The sequence below is a fragment of the Vibrio fujianensis genome, assembly GCF_002749895.1.
Classification (GTDB): Bacteria; Pseudomonadota; Gammaproteobacteria; order Enterobacterales; family Vibrionaceae; genus Vibrio; species Vibrio fujianensis.
The window spans coordinates 1374-2757 of sequence record NZ_NBUS01000012.1; the positions used below are offsets into that span (position 1 = coordinate 1374).

Genomic DNA, 1384 nt, shown 5'->3' on the forward strand with positions numbered 1-1384 from the left:
TTATTGAGACGCGGAGAGAAAACCAATGACCCTGATTGCCCAGGACGTGATTGAATATTGATAACAGCATGCTTGCTCTTAATGCCATTTGAATTAAGCAGAACCTTAGCTCCCACTTCAGCTTTTTGGAATGTTAGAACCCTTCGACCTTCAACACTATGTGGAAAACCAAAAATACCGACCTCTTCTGAAACACTAACCTCATCAAAACCACCAATTTCTGGAAGCCTTCCAGTTAGTTCTCCATCAATTTCTAAGATTGCTAAATCTTTAATCGGATCAATATCTACTATTTGAGCTTGTATTGGTCGACAACGATTATCCGATGTATCCTGATATGCATTAATGTCATTAATATGCGGCGCAAGAATTACAATACCTTCGCTTTGATTTCCAACTACATGGCGCGTAGTCGCTACTTTGTTTTTTGAAATAAAAAATCCTGTACCCAACATTTCAATATGTTGAGGCGTAACTTTTCCTATTGTAACTACTTGTTGAGTAAATAATTGCACTTGAATCTCCTTTGCAAACTAACGCCCGCTTAAGGGGCAGCCAACGCTACTACCAACTTTCCGCATAACATCGTAATCACAAAAACCAACGCATAGTAAAAATGCCACGCGTTGGCTGTCCCTCTTGAAGCGTTTGTTATGTGAAATTTCAATGAGTTAAAGCTGAATTCCTAATGACTTTAAGGCTTGCTCACATTGGAAAGCACTTTCAAATTGAATTCCTTTTATACCAACCGACTCTGCACCTTGAACATTGTATAGCATGTCATCGATGAATGCCGTTTCTGCGGCATTGAGATCATATTGAGAAAGGAGTGATAGGTAGATTTCACGCTGAGGTTTCAATAAGCCGACTTCGGCAGAAACGATTGCTCCATCGAACAAACCCCAAAATGTGTAAGCTGTTTTCAAATGAGAGACTATTTCATGTACGTTATCGGTCAACGCTAGAACATTATAGCCAGCAGATTTACAGCGTTTGATAAGATCAACTGAGCCAAAAATGAGAATTTGTGTTTGTTTAACATAATAGAACAGACGCTCACACTCTAAATCAGTTAATCCTAAAGTTTCTTTGTACTGAGCTTTAGCTTCATTTTCAGTCAACTGGCCTTTATTCAAACTTAGCCATGTTTCAGACTGAAATATTGACTTCGCTTTATCTTCGACAGAGCAGCTTTCACCGAAAGTCAGCCTAATAATCTCCAACGGAGCCCAACGAACTACAACATTCCCGATATCAAAAACTATATTTTTAATATTAGCAGAACTCACATTTTACTCCTTTCACATAACGCCGCATTAAGGGGCAGGCAACGCAAACCACTGCGCTCAAACTAACCAGCCGTAACCTCAAATGCTCAACCAAA

Annotated in this window: 2 protein-coding genes; both read right to left on the reverse strand. The window is 39.4% G+C overall.

Annotation, left to right across the window (positions count from 1 at the left end; translation table 11 throughout):
- A partial coding sequence (locus B7C60_RS00205) for a S1 family peptidase (RefSeq protein ID WP_245868335.1) occupies window positions 1-515 on the reverse strand: 515 nt, incomplete at its 3' end.
- A 156-nt stretch (window positions 516-671) separates the two neighbouring features.
- Window positions 672-1289, reverse strand: a complete 618-nt coding sequence (locus tag B7C60_RS00215) for an HAD family hydrolase (RefSeq protein ID WP_099609947.1) — start codon at window positions 1287-1289, stop codon at window positions 672-674.
- Between the last annotated feature and the right edge of the window lie 95 nt (window positions 1290-1384).